The organism is Streptomyces sp. NPDC053673 (assembly GCF_055585225.1).
Genome location: NZ_JBVJKN010000074.1, coordinates 1 through 4,993, shown reverse-complemented (window position 1 = coordinate 4,993; position 4,993 = coordinate 1). Strand labels below are relative to the sequence as shown.

The window sequence follows — 4,993 nt, the reverse complement described above, 5'->3', positions numbered from 1 at the left end:
CCAACAACAGATGCCGCACACCACGCTCAACCACCAGATGACGCGCGAACAACCCACCCAACGAACCACTCGCACCCGTCACCAACACCGTGCCACCCGAATCCAGTTCACGACCGGACTCAACAGGCACTCCAGCACGCGCCAGCCTCGGCACCAAGAACGCCCCGGCACGCACCGCCACCTCCGGCTCACCCGAAGCCAGCGCGGCGGGCAGTGCGCGATGGGAGGCGTCGGTGCCGTCGGTGTCGGCAAGGACGAAGCGGCCCGGGTTCTCCGACTGCGCGGAACGCACGAGACCCCACACCGGAGCATGCACCAGGTCCGCAATGCCCTCGCCCGGCACAGCAGCCACCGCACCCCGCGTCAGAAACACCAGACGCGACTCCGCGAACCGCTCGTCCGCCAGCCACTCCTGCACCAGACCCAGCACCCGGCCCGTCTCCGCGTGAACCGCACCCGGCACCTCCGGGTCGGCCGCTGCGGACAGCGGGACGCACACCAGCTCCGGTACGACCGGGCCCGCGTCGGCGAGCGCCGCGAGTCCGATGTGGGCCTCGTAGCGAACACCTACGGCATCGAGTCCGGAGTGGCCGTCTGCCAGCAGGGCCCAGGGGCGCTGTTCGGCTGCGGACACCGGAGCGAGAGGCGCGGCCGTCCAGCCGATCTGGAACAGCGATTCCTGGCGACCGCCGCGCGCCGCGCCGATCTGCTCGGGAGAGACCGCCCGCAGCACCAGCGAGTCCACCGAAGCGACCGGTACGCCCGCCGCGTCGGCCAGCTCGAGCGACACTGCGTCACGGCCGGCCGGCGACAACCGGACCCGTACCGCCGACGCACCCGCCGCGTACAGCCGGACACCGCTCCAGGCGAACGGCAGCCGTCCCTGGCCCGTGTTCTCGACGAGGTCGCCGAGGCTGGAAGCGTGCAACGTCGCGTCCAGGAGCGCCGGGTGCAGCCCGAACAACTCCGCTGTTTCCCCAGCCTCCTCGTCCAGGCTCACCTCGGCGTACACATGGTCTCCGTGCAGCCACACCGAACGCAGGCCCTGGAAGACCGGCCCGTAGTCGAATCCGGCTGCCGCAATGCCTTCGTACAGGCCGTCGATGTCGACCGGCTCGGCTCCGGCCGGCGGCCAGGCGGCGAGGTCGAAGGCCGGGTCCGCGGCGCGGGTGCCGAGGACACCGGCGGCGTGCCGCGTCCATGACTCGTCGGAGGGGGCGTCCTCGTCACGGGAGTACAGCAGCAGAGCCCGCCGGCCGGAGTCGTCGGCTTCGGCGACGGAGAGCCGCAGCTGGACGCCACCCCGCTCGGGAAGTACGAGCGGCGCCTCCAGCGTCAGCTCCTCCAGTACGTCGCAGCCGACCTGGTCACCCGCGCGGACCGCGAGTTCCACGAAGGCCGTGCCCGGCAGGAGGACCGAGCCGAGAACGGCGTGGTCCGCGAGCCAGGGGTGGGTGGCCAGGGACAGCCGGCCGGTGAAGAGGAACCCGTCGGAGTCGGGCAGTTCGACCGCCGCGCCGAGCAGCGGGTGGTCCGCCGTACCGAGCCCGAACCCGGTCACGTCGCCCGGACCGGTCTGTGCGGCGGCCGAGTCGAGCCAGAACCAGTCGCGCTGGAAGGCGTAGGTGGGGAGCTCGACCTGCCGGGCGCCGGTCATGGCGAAGTACGCGTCCCAGTCCACCGTCGCACCGTGGGCATGCACGTGCGCGAGGGCAGTGGTCACGGTCTCGGCCTCGGGACGGCCGGAGCGCAGGGCGGGTGCGAAGGTGGCGCCGTCCTCGGTCAGGCAGTCCTGGGCCATCGTCGAGAGCACGCCGTCCGGACCGAGTTCGAGGTACGTGGTGACTCCGGCGGTCTCCAGAGCCCGGATGCCGTCCAGGAACCGGACCGCCTCACGCACATGCCGCACCCAGAAGTCGGCCGAGCCCATGTCGTCGGTCACCAGGGCCCCGGTCAGGTTGGAGACGACCGGAATGCGAGGCGTGTCGTACGACAGGCCCTCGGCGACCTTGCGGAACTCGGCGAGCATGCCGTCCATGTGCGGCGAGTGGAACGCGTGACTGACCGTCAGCCGCTTGCTCTTGCGGTCCACGAAGGACTCTGCGATCGCGACCGCCGCGTCCTCGTCACCCGCGACCACGACCGACCGCGGACCATTGATCGCCGCAATGCTCACCCGGTCGGTCAGCAGCGGAAGAACCTCGTCCTCCGACGCCTGCACCGCAATCATCACGCCACCGGACGGAAGCGCCTGCATCAACCGGCCCCGTGCAGCCACCAGCGTGCACGCATCCTCCAGGGAAAGCACCCCCGCCACATGCGCGGCAGCGATCTCACCGATCGAGTGCCCGGCCAGGAAGTCCGGCCTCACACCCCAGCTCTCCACCAGCCGGAACAGCGCCACCTCAACGGCAAACAGCGCAGGCTGCGTGAACTCCGTCCGATCGAGCGCATCGCCCTCGGCCCCGAACAGCACATCCCTCAGCGGCAGCTCAAGACGCGGATCCAGCTCCGCACACACCTCGTCCAGCGCCGCCGCGAACACCGGATACGCCTCGTAGAGCTCCTGGCCCATCCCCAGCCGCTGACTCCCCTGCCCGGTGAACAGGAAGGCGAGCTTTCCGGCGCTCACGGTGCCGCGCGTCAGCGTGGCCGTCGTGTCCTCGTTCTCCAGTGCGGCCAGACCGCGCAGCAGCTCGTTCCGGTCCGCCGCCACGACCACCGCACGGTGGTCGAACGCGGCCCGCGTGGTGGCCAGCGAGTAGGCCACGTCATCGGGATGCGCCTCCGGCGCATCCTCCACATGGGCCCGGAGGCGGGTCGCTTGACCCCGCAGCGCGTCCGCAGACTTGGCGGAGAGCAGGTACGGAAGTACGGACCGGACGTCCTCTGCCGGAGCCGGCTCGGGGTTCCGTACGGGCGCGAGCTCGTCCGGAACCTGCTCGATGATGGTGTGCGCGTTGGTGCCGCTGATCCCGAAGGAGGAGACGCCCGCGCGGCGCGGGCGGCCGGTCTCCGGCCACGGGATGGACTCGGTGAGCAGCGAGACGGCGCCGTCCTCCCAGTCCACATGCGGGGTCGGCTCGTCGACGTGCAGTGTCTTCGGCAGCACCCCGTGCCGCATCGCCATGACCATCTTGATGATGCCCGCGACACCGGCGGCGGCCTGGGTGTGTCCCATGTTCGACTTGACCGAGCCGAGCCACAGTGGCTGGTCGGCCCCGCGCTCCCGGCCGTACGTGGCGAGCAGCGCATGCGCCTCGATCGGGTCACCCAGGGTCGTACCCGTGCCGTGCGCCTCGACCACGTCGATCTGGTCGCTGGACAGCCCGGCCCCGGCGAGTGCCTGGCGGATGACACGCTGCTGCGACGGGCCGTTCGGGGCTGTCAGCCCGTTGCTCGCACCGTCCTGGTTGATCGCCGAGCCACGCACGACGGCGAGGACCGGGTGGCCGTTGGCGCGGGCGTCCGACAACCGCTCGACGAGCAGCATGCCCGCGCCTTCGGCCCAGCTGGTGCCGTCGGCAGCGGCCGCGAAGGACTTGATGCGACCGTCGGCGGCCAGACCGCGCTGACGGCTGAACTCGGTGAAGGTGCCCGGGGTCGACATGACGGTGACACCGCCGGCCAGTGCCATCGTGCATTCACCGTTGCGCAGCGCCTGAATCGCCCAGTGCAGGGCGACCAGCGACGACGAGCAGGCGGTGTCGACAGTCACCGCCGGGCCTTCGAGACCGAAGGCGTACGAGACACGGCCGGAGGCGATGCTGCCGGAGTTGCCGGTCCCGAGGTAGCCCTCGACGCCGTCGGGGACGGCAGTGATCCGGGTGGCGTAGTCGTGGTACATGATGCCCGCGAACACGCCGGTCCGGCTGCCGCGCATGGCGGCCGGGTCGATCCCCGCCCGCTCGAACGCCTCCCACGAGGTTTCGAGCAGGAGCCGCTGCTGCGGGTCCATCGCGACGGCCTCACGAGGCGAGATCCCGAAGAACGCCGGGTCGAACCGGCCCGCGTCATGCAGGAAGCCGCCGGAGCGGGTGTAGCTGGTGCCCTTGCCGTCCGGGTCCGGGTCGTACAGCGACTCCAGGTCCCAGCCACGGCCCTGCGGGAACTCCGAGATGGCGTCACCGCCGCCCACCACCAGGCGCCACAGGTCCTCCGGGGTCTCGACCCCGCCCGGGTAACGGCAGCTCATACCGACGATCGCGATCGGCTCGTCGTCGAACGCCGTTCCCGTCCGGGCGTGCGCGGCCGCAGTCGTGTCCGAGTCCGTCGACTCGTCCAGGCCGAGCACTTCGCTCCGCAGGAAGTGGGCGAGCGCGTTCGGGGTGGGGTAGTCGAAGACGAGGGTGGCGGGCAGACGTACGCCGGTCGCCGTACCGAGCCGGTTGCGCAGCTCGACGGAGGTCAGCGAGTCGAAACCGAGCTCTTTGAACGCCCGGTCGGCCGGTACCTCGTCGGTCGAGGCGTGGCCGAGTACGGCGGCCACCTCGCCCCGGACCAGCCCCAGCAGGGCCGCGTCCCGCTCGGCCGCGGGGAGCCCCGTCATCCGCTCGCGGAACGCGGTCCGGCCGGCCGTACCGCCCGACCCCGCAGCCCGGCGCACCGGCACGCGGACCAGACCGCGCAGCAGGTCCGGCAGCATTCCGCTGCGCGCCTGGGCGCGCAGGGCGGCCAGATCGAGCGGAAGGGGGACAAGCAGCGGGTCGGTGGTGCGCTGTGCGGCGTCGAAGAGGGCGAGACCGGTCTCCGGCGAGAGTGCGGTGATGCCGCCGCGGTTGAGGCGCTCGCGGTCGGAGTCCGTCAGTTCCCCGCCCATGCCGCCGACTCCGGCCCACAGACCCCAAGCCAGAGAGGTCGCGGCCAGACCCTGCGCCCTGCGATGCGACGCCAGAGCGTCCAGGAACACATTCGCCGCCGCGTAGTTCGCCTGCCCCGCACCACCGAACACACCAGCAGCCGACGAGAACAACACAAACGCCGAAAGATCAAG

General features: G+C 71.3%; 1 protein-coding gene. It reads right to left on the bottom strand.

Annotated elements, in window-relative coordinates; translation table 11 throughout:
• A partial coding sequence (locus tag ACZ6ZQ_RS38260) for a type I polyketide synthase (RefSeq protein WP_469773151.1) occupies positions 1–4,993 on the bottom strand: 4,993 nt, incomplete at both ends.